The organism is Streptomyces sp. SID8352, assembly GCF_009862265.1.
In the GTDB taxonomy this organism is placed as follows: Bacteria; Actinomycetota; Actinomycetes; order Streptomycetales; family Streptomycetaceae; genus Streptomyces.
Genome location: NZ_WWGX01000056.1, coordinates 38,199 through 59,011 on the forward strand (window position 1 = coordinate 38,199; position 20,813 = coordinate 59,011).

General features: G+C 76.3%; 17 protein-coding genes. 3 read left to right on the plus strand and 14 right to left on the minus strand.

Annotated elements, in window-relative coordinates:
* Positions 1-28: 28 nt before the first annotated feature.
* The 6 genes from GTY84_RS18870 to pdhA are packed head-to-tail and all read right to left on the minus strand — an operon-like array spanning position 29 to position 7,329.
* Positions 29-1,126, minus strand: coding sequence for a potassium channel family protein (locus GTY84_RS18870; RefSeq protein WP_161227469.1), 1,098 nt, complete (start codon positions 1,124-1,126; stop codon positions 29-31).
* Complete coding sequence (locus tag GTY84_RS18875) at positions 1,123-2,562, minus strand: molybdopterin molybdotransferase MoeA (RefSeq protein WP_161227470.1); 1,440 nt, start codon at positions 2,560-2,562, stop codon at positions 1,123-1,125. The genes GTY84_RS18870 and GTY84_RS18875 overlap by 4 nt, the downstream gene beginning before the upstream one ends.
* Complete coding sequence (locus GTY84_RS18880; RefSeq protein ID WP_161227471.1) at positions 2,562-3,626, minus strand: molybdenum cofactor guanylyltransferase; 1,065 nt, start codon at positions 3,624-3,626, stop codon at positions 2,562-2,564. The genes GTY84_RS18875 and GTY84_RS18880 overlap by 1 nt, the downstream gene beginning before the upstream one ends.
* Before the next feature lie 54 nt (positions 3,627-3,680).
* A complete protein-coding gene (locus GTY84_RS18885; RefSeq protein WP_161227472.1) occupies positions 3,681-5,180 on the minus strand; it encodes a dihydrolipoamide acetyltransferase family protein in 1,500 nt (499 codons plus the stop codon).
* Positions 5,180-6,184 (minus strand): alpha-ketoacid dehydrogenase subunit beta, encoded by a 1,005-nt coding sequence (locus GTY84_RS18890; protein WP_161227473.1) that lies wholly within the window; start codon positions 6,182-6,184, stop codon positions 5,180-5,182. The genes GTY84_RS18885 and GTY84_RS18890 overlap by 1 nt, the downstream gene beginning before the upstream one ends.
* A complete protein-coding gene (pdhA, locus tag GTY84_RS18895) occupies positions 6,181-7,329 on the minus strand; it encodes a pyruvate dehydrogenase (acetyl-transferring) E1 component subunit alpha (RefSeq protein WP_161227474.1) in 1,149 nt (382 codons plus the stop codon). Before pdhA ends, GTY84_RS18890 begins: the two co-directional genes overlap by 4 nt.
* Positions 7,330-7,518: 189 nt before the next feature.
* Here pdhA and GTY84_RS18900 point away from each other — a divergent pair, with 189 nt between their 5' ends.
* A complete protein-coding gene (locus GTY84_RS18900) occupies positions 7,519-8,034 on the plus strand; it encodes an Lrp/AsnC family transcriptional regulator (protein WP_202551401.1) in 516 nt (171 codons plus the stop codon).
* A gap of 279 nt (positions 8,035-8,313) precedes the next feature.
* On the opposite strand, the gene GTY84_RS18905 is transcribed toward GTY84_RS18900, so the two are convergent.
* Together GTY84_RS18905 and GTY84_RS18910 are read right to left on the minus strand one after the other, a co-directional pair.
* Positions 8,314-8,904: a TetR/AcrR family transcriptional regulator gene (locus GTY84_RS18905; RefSeq protein WP_161227475.1), complete on the minus strand. Its 591-nt coding sequence runs from the start codon at positions 8,902-8,904 to the stop codon at positions 8,314-8,316.
* Positions 8,901-10,418 (minus strand): 3-hydroxyacyl-CoA dehydrogenase, encoded by a 1,518-nt coding sequence (locus tag GTY84_RS18910; RefSeq protein ID WP_161227476.1) that lies wholly within the window; start codon positions 10,416-10,418, stop codon positions 8,901-8,903. Before GTY84_RS18910 ends, GTY84_RS18905 begins: the two co-directional genes overlap by 4 nt.
* 160 nt (positions 10,419-10,578) lie before the next feature.
* Between GTY84_RS18910 and paaN the strand changes: the two genes are divergently transcribed.
* Complete coding sequence (gene paaN, locus GTY84_RS18915) at positions 10,579-12,270, plus strand: phenylacetic acid degradation protein PaaN (RefSeq protein WP_161227477.1); 1,692 nt, start codon at positions 10,579-10,581, stop codon at positions 12,268-12,270.
* 37 nt (positions 12,271-12,307) lie between these two features.
* Here paaN and GTY84_RS18920 read toward each other — a convergent pair whose 3' ends face one another.
* From GTY84_RS18920 to GTY84_RS18945, 6 genes are all read right to left on the minus strand, one after another.
* Positions 12,308-13,183: a TrmH family RNA methyltransferase gene (locus GTY84_RS18920; protein ID WP_161227478.1), complete on the minus strand. Its 876-nt coding sequence runs from the start codon at positions 13,181-13,183 to the stop codon at positions 12,308-12,310.
* A complete protein-coding gene (locus tag GTY84_RS18925) occupies positions 13,180-14,568 on the minus strand; it encodes an HTTM domain-containing protein (RefSeq protein WP_161227479.1) in 1,389 nt (462 codons plus the stop codon). Before GTY84_RS18925 ends, GTY84_RS18920 begins: the two co-directional genes overlap by 4 nt.
* Complete coding sequence (locus tag GTY84_RS18930; protein WP_345943483.1) at positions 14,565-15,329, minus strand: DUF5819 family protein; 765 nt, start codon at positions 15,327-15,329, stop codon at positions 14,565-14,567. The genes GTY84_RS18925 and GTY84_RS18930 overlap by 4 nt, the downstream gene beginning before the upstream one ends.
* Before the next feature lie 872 nt (positions 15,330-16,201).
* A complete protein-coding gene (locus tag GTY84_RS18935) occupies positions 16,202-16,531 on the minus strand; it encodes a rhodanese-like domain-containing protein (protein ID WP_161227488.1) in 330 nt (109 codons plus the stop codon).
* Between the two features lie 49 nt (positions 16,532-16,580).
* Positions 16,581-17,390, minus strand: a complete 810-nt coding sequence (locus GTY84_RS18940; protein WP_161227480.1) for a hypothetical protein — start codon at positions 17,388-17,390, stop codon at positions 16,581-16,583.
* A 445-nt stretch (positions 17,391-17,835) separates the two neighbouring features.
* Entirely contained in the window at positions 17,836-19,320 is a 1,485-nt protein-coding gene (locus GTY84_RS18945) for a DUF2252 domain-containing protein (protein WP_161227481.1), read from the minus strand.
* A gap of 343 nt (positions 19,321-19,663) precedes the next feature.
* On the opposite strand from GTY84_RS18945, the gene GTY84_RS18950 reads away from it, so the two are divergent.
* Positions 19,664-20,506, plus strand: a complete 843-nt coding sequence (locus GTY84_RS18950) for a carbohydrate-binding protein (protein ID WP_161227482.1) — start codon at positions 19,664-19,666, stop codon at positions 20,504-20,506.
* Positions 20,507-20,813: the final 307 nt, after the last annotated feature.

The window sequence follows — 20,813 nt, forward strand, 5'->3', positions numbered from 1 at the left end:
TCCGGCGGCCCCGCGCCCGGCGCCACGGTCAGTCGAGCGGCAGCGGCCGGGTGTCCGGGGTGACATGGGTGGCCGGGGTGGCGCGGACGATGGTGATCAGGCGGTCCGTCAGCTCCAGGTCGCCGACCACCGGGTCGTCGTATCCGAGCACCCGGTGGCCGCGCACCACGCTCACCACCAGTTCGTCCAGCTCGCGCGGGCTCTTGCCGACCTCGGCCTTTATCACCGGCCGTTCGACGAGGTCGAGCCCGCTGCCCTGGCTGATCAGGTCCTCCATGACCATGCCGGCGGCCGGGGAGAGCACGGAGAGCCCGAGCAGCCGCCCGGCGGCGCTGGCGCTGGTGATCACGGCGTCCGCGCCGGACTGCTTCAGCAGCGGCGCGTTCTCCTCCTCGCGGACCGCCGCCACGATCTTCGCTCCCCGGTTGATCTGCCGGGCCGTCAGGGTCACCAGGACCGCCGTGTCGTCGCGCTGGGTGGCGATGATGATCTGCCGGGCCCGCTGCACCTCGGCCCGCCGCAGCACATCGCTGCGGGTCGCGTCGCCGACGACACCCGCGAAGCCGTCGGCGTTCGCCGCCTCGATCGCCTTGCCGCTGGGGTCGACGACGACCACCTGCTCCTTGCGCAGTCCGGTCGCGCAGACGGTCCGGAGCGCCGAGCGCCCCTTCGTGCCGAAGCCGATGACGACGGTGTGGTCACGCAAGGTGGACCTCCAGCGGTTCAGTCGCCATTCCTCCCGGGTGCGTTCGGTGAGGGCCTCCAGCGTGGTGCCGACCAGGATGATCAGGAACAGCACCCGCAGGGGCGTGATGACGAAGATGTTGGTCAGCCGGGCGGCGTCGCTGACGGGCGTGACATCGCCGTACCCGGTGGTGGAGAGGGTGACGGTGGCGTAGTAGAAGCTGTCGAGGAGGTCGAGGCTGGAGTCGGAGCTGTCGTTGTAGCCCTCGCGGTCGGCGTAGACGATGAGCGCCGTCGCCACCAGGACCAGCAGGGCCATCAGCAGCCGCTTGCCGACCTGCCGGATGGGGTGCTCCACCATCTTCCGGGGGAGCGCCACCCGATGGGTCACCAGATGCTCGTCCGCCTGCCGGGCAATCGCGTCCTGACCCGGAAGTTTCACGTGAAACACACTCCAATTCCGCCGGTGGCCCAGGGAAGGTCGAGCAGTTCCGTCTCCTGCCCCGACCGCGCACCACCCGGCGGGACGACGGCCAGCGCGTCGGCCGCCGCGATGCCGCGCAGCATGGCGGGACCGTTGTAGCGCAGCGGCAGGGCCCGGTCGCCGCGCAGGACGACGGGGACGAGCCGGGTCTCCCGGGGGTGCCCCTGCACGGCATCCCCCAGCGGCAGCGTGTACGGCTCCGGCACCGGCCGCGCGGTGAGGGCGCGCAGCAGCGGCTCGGCCAGGGTGAGCAGGCCGGAGACTGCGGCGAGCGGGTTGCCCGGCAGCCCGACGAGATGGCGGCCGTCCGGGAGGCGGGCCAGCAGCATCGGGTGGCCGGGGCGCACGGCAACGCCGTCCACCAGCAGCTCGGCGCCGATCCGGCGCAGCGTCGGGTGGACGTGGTCGACGGGTCCGGCCGCGGTCCCTCCGGTGGTGACGACCAGTTCGGCACGGGAGCCGGTGATCGCCCGGTGCAGGGCCTCGGCGTCGTCGCCCACCCGCTCCACCCCGCCGGTCTCCGCGCCCATCGCGCGCAGCCAGGGCGGCAGCATCGGGCCGAGGGCGTCGCGGATCAGCCCGTCGTGGGGCAGACCCGTGCCGAGCAGTTCGTCGCCGAGGACGAGCACGTCGACGCGGGGGCGCGGCACGGCGGCCAGCGTGTCGTACCCGGCCGCCGCCGCGAGGCCCAGCACCGCCGGGGTCGCCACGGTGCCGGCGGGCAGCAGCCGGTCACCGCTGCGGCACTCCTGGCCGCGCGGGCGGATGTCCTGACCGGGGACGACCTCGCGGGCCGGGTGCAGCCGCCCCTGGGCGTCGCCGCGCCCGTGCTCGCTGCGCAGCACGGCGGTGGCGTCCGCGGGGACCCGGGCGCCGGTGGCGATGCGGACGGCCTCGCCGTCGACGAGGGGCGCGGGCTCCGCGTGACCGGCCAGGACGCCCTCGTCCCGCACCGTCCAGGGGCCCGGCCCGGCGACCGCCCAGCCGTCCATCGCCGAGGTGTCGAAGGGCGGAAGATCGGTGAGGGCGTCGAGCGGCGCGGCCAGGGTGAGGCCGAGGACCGCGTCCAGGGGCACGGAGACCGGCTCCCGGTGCCCGGCTCGGGTGCCCGCGCGGACGGCGCGGACGGCCACGGCACGTGCCTCGGGCCAGGCGGTGCCGCGGTGGCGGCGCCCGGAGGAGGAAGCGGGGGCACCTCCCTGCCCGGGGCCCGCGGACGGGGGAGGGTTCCCGGCGGAGGACGCGGCGGGGCTGCCGCCGGACGGAGCGGCGGAGGGGGAGCCGGGACGGTGACCGGGACGGGCCTCCGGGTGGGACTGGACGAGGGCGAGCGCCTCCTCGACGTCGAGGTCGTCCTCCGTCTCCGCGCCGGTCCGCGCGCCGGGGGCGGACATCAGGCATCCGGCCGGGTGCGGGGAGCGGCTTCGGGCACCGCGTCGGTCCCGGCGGCGCCCGCGGTTCCGGTCTCCCGGTCCGGGCCCGGGGCCGAGGACTCCTCGGCCCAGCGCAGGGCGAGGGCGGTGGCCCTGCGGGCGGCCTCGGCGACCGCCTCCGGCCCGCCGCCGTTCAGGGCGGCGGCATAGCCGACGAGGAAGGTGGTCAGCGGGGCCGCGGGCCGCGCCACGCCGTGCGCGGCGTCACGGGCGAGGTCGAGCAGGACAGTGGTGTCGACGTCCAGGTCGAGGCCCAGTTCGTCCTTGACTGCGGTGATCCATTCATCCAACACGTGCCCATGCTCCCTGATGCGTGCCCTGGCGATGGCGATGTCGTCCCAGGTGTCGCAGTCGAAGGACGCGGCGGCACCCGGGACACGGGTGAGTTCGAGGGCGCCGGTCAGGCGGCGGACCGGCAGCCCCGCGAGGTCCGCGGGATCCGCCGCTCCGGCGAGGTCCGCGAGGACGCGGCGGACGGAGCGGGCGCGGTAGACGGCGACGAGGGGCTGGTCGCGGCCGTCGGCGTCGGTGAGCAGCGCGCCGTCGGCGGTGCCCGCCGCGAGGTGCGCCGTCAGGCGCCGGACGGTCGCCGCGTCCAGGAACGGCAGGTCGGCCGAGAGGACCACGACGTACGGGGCCGTGGTGTGCCGCAGCCCGGCGGCCAGCGCGGCGAGCGGGCCGCCGCCTGGAGGCTCCTCGCGGGCCCAGGTCACGGGCCGCGCGGTGGGCCGGGGGTCCGCGACGACGACGGTGGCGCGGGCCCCGGCGCAGGCGGCGAGCACCCGGTCCAGCAGCGCCCGGCCGCCCACCCGCACCCCGGGCTTGTCCGCGCCCCCCAGCCGCCGGGCGGCACCCCCGGCGAGCACCACGGCGTCGTACGCGGCCGGAGCGGCGTCGGCCCCGGTGCCCTCCGGCCCGGCGGGGGCGGGTCCCGGGAGGGCGTCACGCCGGTCGCCCGGAGCGGCGGGGGCGGTGTCCGGCGCGGGGGCGCGCCCGGGGTCCCCGTGGGACTCGTACGCGGTCACCCCCCGAGTATGCGTGCCCCGTGGGGCCCGGGGAACGCAGGGGCACCCGCGTGATCACAGGGTGCGCAGCAGTACCGCCGGCTGCTCCACGCAATCCGCCACATAGCGGAGGAAACCACCCGCCGTGCCACCGTCGCACACCCGGTGGTCGAAGGTGAGCGAGAGCTGGACCACCTGCCGGACCGCCAACTCCCCTTCGTGCACCCAGGGTTTGGGAATGATGCGGCCGATGCCGAGCATGGCCGCCTCGGGGTGGTTGATGATCGGCGTGGAGCCGTCGACGCCGAACACCCCGTAGTTGTTGAGGGTGAAGGTGCCGCCGGTCAGGTCGGCGGGCGACAGCCGCCCGTCCCGCGCCGCCCCGGTCAGCCGGGCGAACTCCGCGGTGAGCCCCTCGGCGTCGCGCGTGTGGGCGTCCCGGACGACGGGCACGACCAGGCCCCGGTCGGTCTGGGCGGCGAAGCCCAGATGCACCCGGTCGAACCGGACCACCTCGCGGGCCCCGGTGTCGACGGTGGAGTTCAGCTCGGGGAAGCGGGCGAGCGCGACGACGCAGATCCGGGCCAGCAGGGCGACCAGCGAGATCCTGGGGCCGTCCGCCGCGTTCATCGCGGTCCGCGCCCGCATCAGCTCGGTCGCGTCGGCGTCCACCCAGCAGGTCGCGTCCGGGATCTCCCGGCGGCTGCGGGAGAGCTTGTCGGCGACGGCGCCCCGGACGCCCCGGAGGGGAACGCGCACCCCGTCGGGCACCGCCCGCCCGTCGGCCCCGGCCGGCACCGGGGCGGGAGCGGGGGCGGGGGCCACCGCGGCGACCGGGCGGTGCGCCGCGGCGCGCAGGGCGTACTCGACGTCGGCCCGCAGGATCAGCCCGTCGGGACCGGAGCCGGACAGCTCGCGCAGATCCAGGCCGCTCTGCCGGGCCAGCCTCCGCACCAGCGGGGAGATCACCGGCACGGGGCCGTCCGCCACCGGGGCGGCGGCCCCGTCCGGGCCGTCGGTCCGCCCGGGACCGGCCCCCGGGGCGCGGACCCCGGCGGGCGCCGGGGCAGGGGCGGCGGGCGCCGGGGCGGCGGCGGCCACGGGCCGTACCCGGCGCCGCCGCGCGGGGGCCGCGGAGGTGCCGTAGCCGACCAGGACATTGCCCGACCCCTCGGCCCGCCGCTTGGCCCCGGCGCCCGCGCCCGGCTCCCGGTCCACGGCCCCCGGGCCCGGCTCCCCGCCGGGCCCCGGGGCGCCGCCGGGCCGGGTGGCGGCGGCCCCGTCGGCACCGCCCGCGCCGGGAGCGGAAGGACCGCCCCCGTCGGCGGGGCCGCCCACCGCCACCGTCAGCAGCGGTGCCCCGACGGGCAGTTCGCCGCCCTCCTCGCCGAAGCGGGCGGTGACCACACCGGCCCAGGGGCAGGGCACCTCGACCATCGCCTTGGCCGTCTCGACCTCGACGACGGGCTGGTCGACCTCGACCACGTCGCCGACCGCCACCATCCAGCGCACGATCTCCGCCTCGGTGAGCCCCTCACCGAGGTCGGGCAGCCTGAACTCCCGCACCTGTGCCATCAGCTCTCCGCCTCCCACTGCAGCCGCCCCACGGCGTCCAGGATCCGGTCCACGCCGGGCAGGTGGTGGCGCTCCAGCATCGGTGGCGGATACGGCACGTCGAACCCGGCGACCCGCAGGACGGGCGCCTCCAGCCTATGGAAGCAGCGCTCCGTGACCCTGGCCGCGATCTCCCCGCCGGGACCCGCGAAGGCGCCGCCCTCGTGCACGACGACCGCGCGCCCGGTGCGCCGCACCGAGGCGCACACCGTCTCGTCGTCGAACGGCACCAGGGTGCGCAGGTCCACGACCTCCAGGTCCCAGCCCTCGGAGCGGGCCGCCTCGGCAGCCTCCAGGCAGACGGCCACCGAGGGCCCGTAGGTGAGCAGCGTGGCGCTGCGGCCGGGCCGCCGCACCACAGCGCGGCCGATCGGCTCGACCGGCGCCGGTTCCTCCGGGTCCCAGGCGTCCTTCGACCAGTACAGCCGTTTGGGCTCCAGGAAGACCACCGGGTCGTCGGAGGCGATGGAGGCGCGCAGCAGGCCGTAGGCGTCGGCCACGGTGGCGGGCGTGACGACATGGAGCCCCGGAGTCGCCATGTAGTACGCCTCGGAGGAGTCGCTGTGGTGCTCAACCCCGCCGATGCCGCCGCCGTAGGGGATGCGGATGGTCAGCGGGAGTCCCACCGCCCCGCGCGTGCGGTTGCGCGTCTTGGCGACATGGCTGACGAGCTGCTCGAACGCCGGGTAGGCGAAGGCGTCGAACTGCATCTCCACCACCGGCCGCAGCCCGTACATGGCCATGCCGACGGCGGCGCCGAGGATGCCGGCCTCGGCCAGCGGGGTGTCCGTGCAGCGGTCGTCGCCGAACTCGGCGGCGAGCCCGTCGGTGATCCGGAAGACGCCGCCGAGGGTGCCGACGTCCTCGCCCAGGACATGGACCCCGGGGTCGGCCGCCATGGCGTCGCGCAGCGCCCGGGTGAGTGCCTGCGCCATGGTGGCCGGCCGGGCCGCGACGGTGGTCATCGCTCCTCCCCCTCCGGCCCCGCCTCGGCGGCGGCCTCCAGCTCGGCGCGCAACAGGTCGCGCTGCTCGCGCAGTTGCGGGGTGGGCTCGGCGTAGACATGGTCGAACAGGTCCATCGGATCGAGCACCGCGTCCTCGTTCATCCGGGCGCGCAGGTCGGCGGCCATCGCCTCGGCGTCCTCGCGGGCGGCCCGCATCCCCTCCTCGTCGAGCAGCCCGCGCCGGGTCAGCTCCCGCTCCAGCAACTCGACCGGATCGTGCCGCCGCCAGGTCTCCACCTCCGCGTCGCCCCGGTAGCGGGTGGCGTCGTCGGCGTTGGTGTGCGCCTCGACGCGGTAGGTGACGGCCTCCACCAGTGTGGGGCCGCCGCCCTCGCGCGCCCGCCGCACGGCCCCGGTGAGCACCTCGTGCACGGCGAGGGCGTCGTTGCCGTCGACCAGGCGGCCGGGCATGCCGTAGCCGACGGCCTTGTGGGCCAGCGAGGGCGCCGCGGTCTGCTTGGCGAGCGGGACGGAGATCGCGAAGCCGTTGTTCTGGACGAGGAAGACCACCGGCGCCCGCCAGACGGCCGCGAAGTTCAGCGCCTCGTGGAAGTCGCCCTCGCTGGTGCCGCCGTCGCCGACCATGGCCAGCGCGACCACGTCGTCGCCCTTGAGGCGGGCCGCGTGGGCGAGACCGACCGCGTGCGGCAACTGGGTGGCCAGCGGGGTGGACAGCGGGGCCACCCGGTGCTCGTAGGGGTCGTAGCCGGTGTGCCAGTCGCCGCGCAGCAGGGTGAGGGCCTCGACGGGGTCGACCCCGCGGGCCACCACGGCGAGCGTGTCCCGGTAGCTGGGGAAGAGCCAGTCCCGCTCCTCCAGGGCCAGCGCGGCGGCGATCTCGCAGGCCTCCTGCCCGGTGCTGGAGGGGTACACGGCGAGCCTGCCCTGCCTGGTCAGGGCGGTGGCCTGCGCGTTGTACCGCCGGCCGCGGACCAGGCGGGCGTAGAGGGCGCGCAGGAGCCGGGGATCGGTCCGGTCGGCGGCGCCGGTGCCGAGCACCCGGTACGGCTCGGCGTCCGGCAGCAGGGGCCCGGGGTCGGTACGCGGCTGCCAGGCGGGCGGCGGCGTGGGCCGGTACGCGCCCCGCTGCTCCATCACCGTCATGACGGCACCTCCTCGTGGGAGCGGCTGCGGGCTCGCCACGGGTGTGACGGGCCTCACCTACCGATTGTTCGGTCGTCGGCACATTTTGGCTACAGGCGGCCCCAGGCTGTGGACAAACGGTTCTCCACAGCCTGTGATGGGCGCAGTACGTCCACGGCGGGAAGGCGGGGGCACATGGAGTCTGAACGAATGGCCGACCGGCCGGAGGAATCCGGCGCGCTGCCGCCGCGCCCGCAGGAGCCCGCCCGGCTGCCGCCCGCGCGCCCGCTGGACGCCATCGACCAGGACATCCTGCGCATGCTCCAGGCGGACGGCCGCGCCTCGATACGGTCGGTGGCCGAGCGGGTGCACGTCTCCCGCGCCAACGCCTACTCCCGGATCAACCGGCTCATCGAGGACGGCGTGATCCGCGGCTTCGGCGCCCGCGTCGACCACGAGCGGGCCGGCCAGGGCACCTCGGCGTACATCACCCTGAAGATCGTGCAGAACTCCTGGCGGACCGTGCGCGAGCAGCTCGGGCGGCTCCCCGGCGCCTCGCACATCGCGCTGCTGGGCGGTGACTTCGACGTCCTGCTGCTGGTGCACACCCCCGACAACCGCGCCCTGCGCGAACTGGTGCTGACCCGCATCCAGGCCATCCCGGAGGTGCTGAGCACCCGCACCCTGCTGGTGTTCGAGACGGAGGACCTGGAGCCGAAGGGCTGACGGACGCCCCGCCCCCGGCGCCGCGCCGGGGAGAGCGCCGGGGACGGGGAGAAGGCCGGGGAGGGCGTGCAGGCCGGCGACAGTGTGCGGACCGGGACGACGGCGGCCTCCGCACGGGAGCCGCACAGGGGCGCCCGGGGCCGTGCGGGCCCCTGGGGAACGGGAACGGGAGCCGCCACGGCCGCCGGGGCGGCCCCGCGGCGGGGCGGGAACGGCGACGGCCACCGGGGCGGGGCCCCGCGGAAGGCGGGCGGGGCGCGGGCGGCGCCCCCGGCCCGCTCAGGCCCTCCCGCGCAGCCCCTCGAAGACCAGCCGGGCCACCGCGTCGGCCACCTCGCGCTCCCCCGCGCCCCGGGCGTCGGGCCGGTACCACTCCACCACCGAGTTGATCATCCCGAAGACCAGGCGCGTGGCGAGCCGCACCTCCACGTCGTCGCGCACCTCCCCGGCCGCCGCCGCTGCCCTGAGCAGCTCCGCGACCCGGTGGTCGAACTCCCGCCGCCGTTCCAGCGCCCACCGCTCGGTGTCGGTGTTGCCCCGCACCCGCAGCAGCAACGTCACATGGGGCAGCTCGGATATGAGCACCTCCACCATGCGCCGCACGACGTACTCCAGCCGCCCGGCGGCGCTCCCCTCGCGCGCGGGCGCCTCGTCCAGGATGCCGAACAGGCCGTCCAGGGCCCGGCTCACGGACCGGCGCAGCAGCTCCTCCTTGCCTGCCACATGGTGGTAGATCGACGACTTGGAGATGCCGGCCGCCCGGGAGAGGTGCTCCATGGAGGTGCCGTCGTAGCCGCGCTCGTTGAAGACCCGTACCGCGACGGACAGCAGCGTCTCCGGGGTGTACGTGTCGCGTCTGGCGGTGGTCATGACGCTCCGCCGTCCCGCTTGCCGGAGGCGTGGGCGTGCCGGTAGTGGGCGAGCGAGGGCGCGCACCGGCCGCCGGGCTCGCGCTCGTGCAGGTCCTCCAGGAGCGAGTACGCCCAGTGCCGGCCCAGCCTGCGGCCCCACTCCAGCGGACCCAGCGGATAGTTGACGCCCAGGCGCATCGCGGTGTCGATGTCCCCCTCGGTCGCCACGCCCTTGGCGAGCGCCTCGTGCGCCAGGTCCACGATCCGCGCGACCGTCCGGGCGACGATCATGCCGGGGGCGTCCCCGATGACGCTGACCTTCTTGCCGAGCGCCTGGAACAGGCCCGTCGCCTCGGCCAGGGTGCGCGGGGAGGTGTCCTGGGAGGCGGACAGGGCGATCCGGGTCGCCCTGCGGTAGTCCAGGGCGAGGTCGAAGTAGACGACGTCCTGGAACTCCACCGAGGTCTGGCCGTCCGCGAGGACCAGCTCCCCGCCGCCGGGCAGGGTCAGCCGCGTGCCCTCGTCCTCCGGCTCCTCCCGGACCTCGATGCCGGCCGCGCGGATCAGGGGAAGCAGCTCCCCGGCCGGGCCGAGGCCGCCCTCCGCGACCACGTACGCGGGCGGGGAGGCCGGGTCGGCGGTGTGCGGCTCGGGGCGCTCGGCGCCCTCCCCGTACTCGTACCAGCCCCGGCCGGTCTTGCGGCCGAGCCGGCCGGACTCCACCAGCCGCCGCTGCGCCAGCGACGGGGTGAAGCGCGCGTCCCGGAAGAAGGACCGCCACACGGAGTGCGTGACCGACTCGTTGACGTCCTGGCCGATGAGGTCGGTCAGCTCGAAGGCGCCCATCCGGAATCCGCCCGACTCGCGCAGCACCGCGTCGATGGTGGCCGGGTCGGCCGCCTGATCCTCGAAGAGCGCGAACGCCTCGGAGTAGAAGGGCCTGGCCAGGCGGTTGACGAGGAAGCCGGGGGTGTCCGCGCACGCCACCGGCGTCTTGCCCCAGGCGCGGGCCGTCTCGTACGCGCGGGTGGCCGAGGCGACGTCGGTGACGGCCCCGGAGACCACCTCGACCAGCGGCATCAGCGGCGCCGGATTGAAGAAGTGCAGGCCGACCAGGCGGCCGGGTTGCTCCAGCGCCCCGGCGACGGCGGTGACGGAGAGGGAGGAGGTGTTGGTGGCGAGCAGGCAGTCCGCGGGGACCACGTCCTCCAGCGCGCGGAAGAGGGCCTGCTTCACGTCCAGCCGCTCCACGACCGCCTCGACGACCAAGGCGCAGCCGGCCAGCTCCGCGAGGTCCCCGACCGGGCTCAGCCGCGCGCGGGCGGCGTCCCGGTCGGCGCCGGTCAGGCGCTCCTTCTCGACGAGCCGGTCGAGCCGGGCTCCGATCGCCGCGGCCGCCTCCCGGGCCCTCCCCGGAGCGGCGTCGTACAGCCGCACGGGGTGGCCCGCGACCAGCGCGACCTGGGCGATGCCCTGGCCCATGGTGCCGGCGCCGACGACGGCCACGGGGCTGCTGAGGTCCAGTGCTGTCATGTGCGCGATCCTCCCGCACGGGGTTGTCCACAGATGCGGCGGACCCCCTTGTCCCGACCGATCGTTCGGTTACTCTAGCTCTGTCCGCCCGTCCCCGCCCAGGCTCCCCCCGTGCCACGAGCCCCACGGAAAGCACCGTCAGACGAGGAGTTGGTCCCGCATGGCCGCCGCACTCACCGCGCAGGAGCTGATCACCCGGCACCGGCCCACCCTCGACCGGGCGCTGGAGACGATCCGGACGCGCGCGTACTGGTCGCCGCACCCCGAGCACCCCAAGGCCTACGGGGAGGACGGCACGCTCGACGTGGCCGCGGGCAAGGCCGCCTTCGACGCGCTGCTCGGCACCCGCCTCGACCTCGGCCAGCCCGGCACGGACGACTGGGTGGGCGGCGAGGTCTCCCCGTACGGCGTCGAGCTGGGCGTGACCTATCCGCACCCGGACCCGGACGTGCTGCTCCCCGCCATGAGGGCCGGCCAGCGCCGGTGGCGGGACGCGGGGCCCGAGCTGCGCGCCGCGGTCTGCCTGGAGATCCTCCGGCGGATCAGCGCCCGGACCATGGAGTTCGCCCAGGCCGTCATGCACACCTCCGGACAGGCCTTCATGATGGCCTTCCAGGCGGGCGGCCCGCACGCCCAGGACCGCGGTCTGGAGGCCGTCGCCCACGCGTACGCGGAGCAGACCCGCACGCCCGACGCCGCCCGGTGGACCAAGCCGCAGGGCAAGCGCGACCCGCTCGCCCTGGACAAGCGGTTCACCCCAGTCCCCCGGGGCGTCGCCATGGTCGTCGGCTGCACCACCTTCCCCACCTGGAACGGCTATCCGGGCCTGTTCGCCTCCCTCGCCACCGGCAACGCGGTCCTGGTCAAGCCCCACCCGCGCGCCGTGCTGCCGCTGGCGCTCACCGTGCGGACGGCGCGGGAGGCGCTCGCCGACGCGGGCTTCGACCCCAACCTCATCGCGCTGGCCGCAGAGCGCCCCGGCGAGGGCATCGCCAAGGAGCTGGCGACCCGCCCGGAGATCCGGATCATCGACTACACGGGCTCCACCGGGTTCGGCGACTGGCTGGAGGCCAACGCCCGCCAGGCCCAGGTGTACACGGAGAAGGCCGGGGTCAACGCGGTGCTGGTGGACTCCACCGGCGACTACCGGGGCATGCTGTCCAACCTCGCGTTCTCCCTGTCCCTGTACAGCGGCCAGATGTGCACCACCCCGCAGAACCTGCTGATCCCCCGCGAGGGCATCGCCACCGACCAGGGCCACAAGTCCTTCGACGAGGTCACCGCCGACCTGGCCGCCGCGGTCAGCGGGCTGCTCGGTGACGACGCCCGGGCCAACGCCCTGCTCGGCGCCCTGGTCAACCCGGACGTCAGGGCACGTCTGGAGGCCGCCCACGACCTGGGCGAGGTGGCCCTGCCCTCCCGCGAGGTGGCCCACCCCGAGTTCCCGGACGCGGTCGTGCGCACCCCGGTGATCGTCAAGCTGGACGCCGCCAAGCCCGACGACGCCGCCGCCTTCTCCCGCGAGTGCTTCGGCCCGGTCGCCTTCGCCGTCGCCGTCGACTCCACCGCCCACGCCCTGGAGGTGCTGGGGCGCGGTATCCGCGAGCAGGGCGCGATGACGGTCGGCGCCTACACCACGGACGCGGAGGTCGAGGAGGCCGTCCAGGAGGTCTGCCTGGAGGAGGCCGCCCAGCTCTCCCTCAACCTCACGGGCGGGGTGTACGTCAACCAGACGGCCGCCTTCTCCGACCTCCACGGCTCCGGCGGCAACCCGGCGGCCAACGCGGCCCTGTGCGACGCGGCCTTCGTCGCCAACCGCTTCCGGGTGATGGAGGTCCGCCGGGAATCCTGAGCCGGGGCGGCCGGGGCGGCCGGGGCGGTCGGGGCGGTCAGGAGGCGGCGGGCCCGCCGCCAGGGCCACCCGGCTCACCCGGGGCGGCCGGGGCGGCCGGGCCGCCGGAGGCCGCGGTGCCGCCCGGGTCACCGGGGCCGCCGGAGGCCGCGCCCCCGGTCGCGCTCCAGTGGTACAGCGCCATGGCCACGCTGGTCGCCAGGTTGTAGCTGGAGACCTGGGGGCGCATCGGCAGCGCCACCAGACGGTCGGCCCGCGCGCGCAGCTCCGGCGAGAGCCCGCTGCGCTCGGAGCCGAAGGCGAGCAGCGCGTCGTCCGGCAGCCTCGTCCCGCGGATGTCCTCGCCCTCCGGATCGAGGGCGAACACCGGGCCGGGCGGCATCTCGGCCACGCTCAGCCGTTCCACGGCGGTCGCGAAGTGCAGGCCCGCCCCGCCCCGCACCACGGTGGGGTGCCAGGGGTCGAGCGTGCCCGTGGTGACGACCCCCGTCGCCCCGAAACCGGCGGCCAACCGCACCACCGCCCCGGCGTTGCCGAGGTTGCGCGGCTGGTCGAGGACGACGACGGGCGCGGTGCGGGGCAGCCGCGAGAGCGCCCGCAGCCGGTCCTCCCGCGCCGGGCGCACCGCCAGCGCGGCCACGGCGGTGGGGTGCGGACGCGGCACCAGCGAGGCGTACGCCGCGGCGGACACCGGCGTCAGCAGCGCCGCCAGGGCGTCCCGTACGTCGGGAGCCAGCTCGGCGGCGAGTTCCAGGGCGCCCGCGCGGTCGGCGGCGACCGCCACCGGTACCTCGGCGCCGAACCGCAGCGCGTGCTTCACGGCGTGGAAGCCGTCCAGCAGCAAGGCCGTCCCGGCGTGCGCGCGCCAGCGGGCCAGGGCGTCGGACGGGCTGTCGGCTCCGGCGTCGGTCATGCGGGGAAGCCTACGCGGGGCGGCCCGCCGTCCTCCTCGGCCCGGCCCCGGGGCGCGGGCACCGCCGGGCGCCCGCCGGCTCCGTACGGGCGCCCGCCCGTTCCGTCCCGGTCCCCGCCGGTCCCGTCCGGGTGTCCGGGCGGGGCCTGCTCCGGGGCTCCGTGTCCTCCGGGGTGCCGGGACGGACCGCCGTCCGGAGCGCCGTCCCCGCCCGGGTCCCCGTCCCGGGCACGGGGGCCGCGCCGCCCGGCGAGCCGGTCCCGGGCGCGGGCCGCCCACGCGCCCAGGCGGCGCAGGAAGGAGGTCGGCAGGAAGACGGCGTCGGCGGCGATCATCGCCAGCGAGAAGAAGGGCAGCCCCAGCATCACGGCGATCGCCGCGTGCTCGGCGATCATCGCGGCCAGCAGCACGTTCTTGAGCCGCCGGTTGAACAGCGTGAACGGGAAGGCGACCTGGACCGCGACCGTCCCGTAGGTCATCAGCATGACCATGGTGCCGCTGGCCGCCAGCGCCTCGGAGAGCGCGGGCCAGGGGGAGAAGTACTGGAGTTGCAGCGGATAGTGGACGGCGGTGCCGTCCTGCCAGCGCGAGCCCTGGATCTTGTACCAGCCGGCCGTCGCGTAGACCAGGCACGCCTCCGCCATGATCACCACGAGACCGGCGTTGTGCAGGATGTTCGCGAGGACGTCGAGGAAGGCCCGCGCCCCGCCGTCGCGCGCCCGGTGTCCCGCCCACCACCAGAGGGCGGTGCCGACCCACACGGCCCAGAGCAGCACCGGGATCACTCGGTCGCCGTCCATGCCGCCGAGCGGGGACGCCGCGACCAGCACCGCGCCGAGCACGCCCCACAGCGCGGGCCCGGTCCGGTCCACCGGCCACTCGCCCCGCGCGCGGGCCGCCGCCTCCCGCCGCACCCGGCGCGCGTCCAGCGACCACACCCGGCCGCAGCGGGTGAGGACCAGGTAGACGCTCATCAGGTGCAGGACGTTGTCGCCGCCGTCCCCCATGAAGATGCTGCGGTTCTGCAGGGACAGCACGCCCACCATGAAGAGGACGGACAGGGTGCGGGTGCGCCACCCCAGCAGCAGTCCCACCGAGGCCAGGACGGACAGCGCGTAGACGGCCTCGAACCAGAACCGCCCGTCCGACCACATCAGCACCGTGAAGGCGCCGTTCTCCGCGATCAGCCGCTGGGCCAGCTCATGGCTCCAGGGTCCGTCGGGTCCGTACAGCTCGTGCCGGTGGGGGATCTCCCGCAGCAGGAAGAGCAGCCAGGTGAGGCTGAAGCCGATACGGATCACGGCGCTCTGGTGGGGGCCGAGCGCGGTCCCGGTGACCCGGGCGAGGGCGTACCGGACGGAACGGAGCGGGCGGGCGGGGTTCATCCGGTGACGTCCCCCTCCGCCTCGCCCACCGGCACCGGCCACCAGGGCAGTTGCCGGTGCAGGGGCTGGCCTGAGACCTTCTCGCCGCTCCAGGTGGGCGGCGGCACGGCGGTGGTGCGGGACCGGAACTGGATCCGGGTGAGGGCACCACCGGGTCCCGCCGCGTTCTCGCGCCCCAGCCGCAGCACGGCGATGCGGCGCAGATAGCCCTCGGAGAGGGCGCCCCGCGGCCCGGTCGGGCGATCGCCGGAGTCATGGGTGGCGACGAAGAAGTCCCAGGCGCGGCGGAGTTCGTTCTGCTGGGTGTGGCTGGGCAGCGGGTTGCCCCTGATGGCCGCGCCGTCCTGGGCGGACAGGTCGTACCAGCCGGTGGTCCGGACGCCGCCGTCGGCGGTCTCGACCTCGGCGCGGACCTGGACGGAGATGTTCTGCTGGAGCGGATTGGGCGCGAAGAGCTGCCAGTTCTGCTCGAACTCCGGGTAGATCCACTCACCGACCAGCGAACCGTGCTGCTTGCTCAGCGTGTTGGCGGGAGCGACGTGCAGGAAGACCAGCCCCAGATGGACGCAGACGCCGACCGCGACGGCCACGAGCGCGACGAGGGCCCCGGCGCGGTACGCCGGGGGGAGCCCGGCTAGACCGGGACCGGGGGCGAGGTCGGGGGCGTGGTCCGGGCCGGGGCCGGGGTCCGGGCCGGGGCCGGGGTCGGGGTCCGGGCCGGGGTCGTTGGCGGTACCGGGGCCCGGACCGTGGGCGGGGATGGGGCCCTGGTCGGAGCCGGACGCGGGGTCCGGGGCCGCCCCGGACGCGGAGCCGCGACGGAGGTCGGGTGAGGGGCCGGGCGCCCGAACGGGACCGGCCCCGGGGACCGGTGCCGGAACGGGACCGGGGTTGAGTGCCGCCGCGGGACCGGGACCGGAGGCCGGGTCGGCCTCGGCCCGGAGCGGCCCACGGGTACGGGCACCGCCGTCGGCGGCCTTCCCGCCGGTGGTGGACGCGTCACCGGCGGGGACGGTGCCGGTGGCCTCCGGGACAGCGGACGCGGGGTCGACAGGCGCGGGGCCAGCGGACGCGGGGCCAGCGGACGCGGGGCCGGTGGACGCGATGCCGGTCGCCTCCCCTCCGGCAGGCACAGGGCCGACAGGCGCGGGGCCGGCGGGCGCGGGGCCGGGCCGCTCATCCGTGGACGCGGAGTCGGCGGGCTCCCCGCCGGCCGCCCCGGAACCGGCGGTCACGGCGTCGGGGGACGCGGCGCCGGGGGTCCCGTGCCGTTCCTCCCGGGTGACCGGGCCCGTGTCCTGCGCGTCCAATTCCGCCCCGTTCCAGGCCGTGCGTTCCCCGCCCCGGCTCGCCGCGGCGCTCGAACGGGAACGGTACTCAGGACCGGCCCCCCGCACAGCCCCCGGCGAACCGCCGGGGGCGGCCGTCACCACATCGTCATCACGCGGCGGGGCCGGGGAGACGGCACCCGGAGGGCCCGGGAGCGCGCCCCGCGGGGGCGCACCGCTCGACGGCGCACCCCTCGAAGGGGAGTGCCCGGCCGTCGGACGTGCCCGGCCCCCGGGAGACGGCGGCGGGCCACCGCAGACGGCCGCGGGTCACCGGAGGCGGGGTCACCGGGGACGGCGGACGGTCACAGCACCAGACCCGGCTGCCCCTGCTCGTCCACCACCGGGCGCCCGGCGGCGGCCCACACCTGCATGCCGCCGTCGACGTTCACCGCGTCGATGCCCTGCTGGCCCAGGTACATGGTGACCTGGGCCGAGCGCCCGCCGGAGCGGCAGATCACATGGACCCGGCCGTCCTGCGGCGCGGCATCGGTCAGCTCGCCGTACCGGGCCACGAAGTCGCTCAGGGGGATGTGCAGCGCCCCGGCGGCGTGGCCCGCCCGCCATTCGTCGTCCTCGCGGACGTCCAGCAGGAAGTCGTCGTCCTTGAGGTCCGTGACCTCGATCGTGGGCACTCCGGCTCCGAAATTCATGTCCCCGACGCTACCGGAGCCACCGGCCCGCTCAGTCCTGTTCGAGGAGCCCCGCCAGCTCCGCCTCGCGCTCGCGCACCTGGGCGGCCAGCTGCTCGCCGATCTCCTCCAGCAGCCGGTCCGGGTCGTCCGGGGCCAGCCGCAGCATCGCGCCGATCGCGCTGTCCTCCAGTTCCCTGGCCAGCAGCGTCAGCATCTCCTTGCGCCGGTCCAGCCATTCGAGGCGGAGGTACAGCTCCTCGGCGGGGCCGGGCCGCCGCTCGGGGGCCGGTCCGGCGGCCCACTCCTCGGACAGTTCCCTCAGCGCGGCCTCGTCGCCGCGGGCGTAGGCGGCGTTGACGCGGGTGATGAACTCCTCGCGGCGGCCCCGCTCGTCCTCCTCCTGCGCCAGGTCGGGGTGGGCCTTGCGGGCCAGCTCGCGGTAGAGGCGGCGGGCCTCCTCGCCGGGCCGCACCCGCTGCGGGGGCCGCACCTCGCGGCCGGTGAGCATCGAGGCGGCCTCCGGGAACAGCCCGTCGCCGTCCATCCAGCCGTGCAGCAGTTCCTCGACCCCCGGGATCGGCATCAGCCGGGCGCGCGCCTCGTCTGCCAGCCGCCGGTCCCCGGCGTCGCCGGTGCGGGCGGCCCGCGCCTCCAGGATGCGCGCCTCCAGCTCCTCCAGGCGCGTGTACACCGGGCCGAGCCGCTGTTCGTGCAGGCGCGAGAAGTTCTCGACCTCCACCCGGAAGGTCTCCACCGCGATCTCGTACTCGATGAGTGCCTGCTCGGCGGCCCGTACGGCACGCTCCAGCCGCTCCTCGGGACGCGCCGCGCCGCCCTGCTCAGCTTCGGGGGTCGTCACCCGACCAGCGTAGGGCACGCGCCGCACGCCCACGCCCCGTGACGGAGGCGGCCGTTCCGCCCCCCGGGGCACCCGGACCGGCCCCACCCGCCCGGCACAGCAGGGCGACGGGCTGCCGCGCGCTAAACGGCAGGGGGCCGGACCCCGCCGGCCCGGCGCCGGGCACCGGAACCGCTCCGCCCCCGGGTCACCGCGGAACCCGAGCCGCCGGGTGCGGAACGGGCTGCCGGGGAGCCGGACCGCCATGCGCGCGGAGCGGCAGGGCGACGGGCCGCCGCGCGCTAAACGGCAGGGCGGCGGAACACCGCGCGCGGAACGGCAGGACGACAGGCCGCCCGGGGCACCGGACGGCACCGCTCCGGCCCCGGATCACCGCACGGACGCCGCCGGCCGCCCGTCCCCGGCCACCGGGCCCGCCCTCGCCGCCCCGCGGGCCCCGCCCCCGTCACACCCCGGACTCCGCCGCCACCCTCCCCGACCGCACCGCCGCGACCAGATCCGCGTGGTCGGCCTCCGTGCGGTCGGCGTAGGCCACGGCGAAGGCGGCCACCGCCTCGTCCAGTTCCCCGTTCTTGCCGCAGTACCCGGCGACCAGCCTCGGGTCCGCGCTGTGCGCGTGGGCGCGGGCCAGCAGGGCGCCCGTCATCCGGCCGTAGTCGTCCAGCTGCCCGGCGGCCAGCGCGGCCGGGTCGACGCTGCCCTTGCGGTTGCGGAACTGCCGCACCTGGTACGGCAGTCCCGCCACCGTGGTCCAGCCCAGCAGCATGTCGCTGACGACCTGCATGCGCTTCTGCCCCAGCACCACCCGGCGTCCCTCGTGCCCGGCGGCGGGCACGTCGAACCCGGCGGCGGGCAGGTGCGGCAGCAGCGCCGACGGCCGGGCCTCCTTCACCTGGAGCACCAGCGGCTCCCCCCGGTGGTCCAGCAGCAGCACCACGTAGGAGCGCGTGCCCACGCTGCCCGTGCCGACGACCCGGAAGGCCACGTCGTGCACCGCGTGTCGGGCCAGCAGCGGCAGCCGGTCCTCGGACAGCGTCGCGAGGTACGGCTCCAGGGCAGCGGCCACCGCGGCCGCCTCGCCCTCCGGCACCCGGCGCAGCACCGGCGGGGCGTCCACGAACCGCCGGCCGCCGTCCCCGGTGGCCTCGGTCGACCGGGCGGCGAAGCGCCCGCTGGTGTTGGCCCGGGCCTTCGCGGAGACCCGCTCCAGGGTGCCGAGGAGATCGTGGGCGTCGGCGTGGGAGACGAGCTCCTCGTCGGCGATGGCGTTCCAGGCGTCCAGCGCGGGCAGCCCGGCCAGCAGCCGCATGGTGCGCCGGTAGGCGCCCGCCGTGTCCCGGGCCGCCGCGCGGCACTCCTCCTCGCCCGCGCCGGTCTCGCGGCCCGCGAGCACCAGCGAGGTGGCCAGCCGCTTGAGGTCCCACTCCCAGGGGCCGCGCACCGTCTCGTCGAAGTCGTTCAGGTCGATGACCAGGCCGCCGCGCGCGTCCGCGTAGAGACCGAAGTTGGCCGCGTGCGCGTCGCCGCAGATCTGGGCGGCGACCCCGGTCACCGGGGTGCGCGCCAGGTCGTACGCCATGAGCCCGGCCGCGCCGCGCAGGAAGGCGAAGGGAGTGGCCGCCATCCGGCCCACCCGCAGCGGGACCAGCTCGGGCAGCCGCCCCCGGTTGGACTCCTCCACGGACTCGACGGCACCGGGCCGTCCCGCGTCCGCGTCGAACACGGCGTGCGCCGAGCGGGGCACCCGGGAGCGCAGCGCCCTGCCCTCGGCCTTGGGCGACCCGGTCGCGGGCCACGCCGCGAACCCCGGCACCCTCGGCAGCGTCCGCGCCCCCGTCGCCGCCCCGCCCTCCGGCCCCGCGTCCTGCCCCGGACCCGCCCCGGACCCGTCCGTCCCCGCCGTCCCCGCCACCGTCGTCGCCCCGCCCATCGCGGCCTCCCCATGCCGTGCGGCGCCGGTCAGGTCCGCCGGCGCCGCGCGCCCGACGGTACCGCCGGGAGGGATCACCCGTACACGCGCGGGCGCTCCTCCGGGGGCCCGACGGGGGCGCGCATAACGCGGGGCAGGGGGCGAAACAGGGGGTCCCCGGCCGCCCGCGGCCGCCACTACGGTGACGACCGATCACGACGGGGGCACGTCCGCCGAGCACCGACCACTGCCTGCCCCGCAGCGGCGGACGCGCCCCCTGTCTGTTCCACACTCCGCACTTCGTGACACACCGTCCCGCCCAGCTTCCCCAGGGACCAATCACCGAGGAGACCGAGGAACCACCATGACCCCCACAACTCCCTCCCCCGACGCGCCCAACGGCATCAGCCGCAAGACCCTGCTCCGCGCGGCCGTGGCCGCGGGCGCCGCGGTCCCGCTGCTCGCCACCGGCGGCATAGCCCTCGCCCGGGACGCCGTCCGCTCCGGCGACGGCCGCACGCTCACCCCCACGCCCTACTGCGGCACCGGCGGCGGCCTCACCCGCGAGCAGATGGAGGGGCCGTACTTCAAGCCCAACTCCCCGCTGCGCGACAACCTGACCACCGCGGGCAAGCCCGGCACGGCGCTCACCATCAGCGGCTTCGTCTTCGGCCGCAACTGCGTGCCGCTCGCCAACGTGCTGCTGGACTTCTGGCAGGCGGACAACGGCGGCAACTACGACAACGTCGGCTTCACCTTCCGCGGCCACCAGTTCACCGACGCCAACGGCGCCTACAAGCTGACGACCATCGTGCCCGGCCTGTACCCCGGCCGCACCCGGCACATGCACGTCAAGCTCCAGGCCCCCGGCCAGCGGATCCTCACCACCCAGACGTACTTCCCGGGTGAGCCCCGCAACAGCACGGACACCATCTACGACCCCGCGCTCCTGATGAACGTCCGCACGGTCGGCAGCGGCAAGGAAGCCACCTTCGACTTCGTGCTGAACGTGGACGGCAAGCCGGGCGGCGGCAGCACCACCCCGACGCCCACCGACCCGCCGACCGGCACCTGGAAGGTCGGCACCGCTTACACCGCGGGCAACTCGGTCACGTACAACGGCTCGTCGTACGTCTGCCTCCAGGCCCACACCGCGATCAACGGCTGGGAGCCGCCGAACGTCCCGGCCCTGTGGCGCAAGGCGTAACCACGCGCGCGGCACCCTGCCGAGCCGCCCGGCGGCCCGGCCGGTGGTGACCGGAACCGACGAAACGCCCGACCGGAGTCTCCGGTCGGGCGTTTCGCGCGCCACGGCCCCTCGTCCGCCCGGCCCGGCGCCCTCCGGCGCCCCTCGTCCGCCATGCCCGGCGCCCTCCCGGTCCGGCCCCCTCCGGCGCCCCTCCGGCGCCCCTCGTCCGCTCGGCCCGGCGCCCCTCGCCCGCCAGGCCCGGCTCAGGTCCGCGCCCTGCCGCACTCCCGGCCCGCCCTGGCCCGGCCCCTCCCCTCCCCTCCCC